1 protein-coding gene is annotated in these 512 nt (G+C 35.5%); it reads left to right on the forward strand.

Annotated features, from left to right (window positions below; translation table 11 throughout):
* The first annotated feature begins 211 nt into the window (after nucleotides 1–211).
* Nucleotides 212–391 carry a hypothetical protein gene (locus ACYVRA_RS08505; RefSeq protein WP_461252290.1) on the forward strand — a complete coding sequence of 60 codons (180 nt, stop codon included), beginning with the start codon at nucleotides 212–214 and terminating at the stop codon, nucleotides 389–391.
* Nucleotides 392–512: the final 121 nt, after the last annotated feature.

Raw genomic sequence — 512 nt, forward strand, 5'->3', positions numbered from 1 at the left:
CCCTCGGGCTGATCGAGATTGACGCGTGCAGAGTATCCTTAATTTTTTCCTTAAGAGCGTTCAAGGGGCGGGTGTCGTCCATGAAAGTGTCGGCGCTTACTTCGGTTTATACTGTCAGCCTGTCCAAAGCGCCTTCTTTTTCCACGACGATAAGGTAGTTGTTGCCGAACTGTCGTTTCCCTGTTTGTCGATTGATAATGTATCAGCATACATGATCGAAAAAAATGGGAATGTAAACTCTATGATAAATAACGATGATGATGAACCATATATTTATTCAGAAATAATAGATCAGATAAGTCAGGAAATTACTGAAGGCACGGAAAAACTTTACAATATAAATAATGAAATCAAGAATTTAATACAGTTAGCTGAAAGGACAAATAAATGAATATATGTCCTAAAGTAATAACCATAAGAAGAAAAAAAATAAATGAAGAAGATATCGAAACTGATCGACTGCCGATAAATCCCACTTATGACAGTATTGCATCAATAAAAAATATTATTAT

This window comes from Treponema sp. R8-4-B8, assembly GCF_054786175.1.

Excerpts from the sequence above, each read along its gene's own strand:
- ACYVRA_RS08505 (WP_461252290.1), top strand. The coding sequence starts at position 212 with ATGATCGAAAAAAATGGGAATGTAAACTCTATGATAAATAACGATGAT.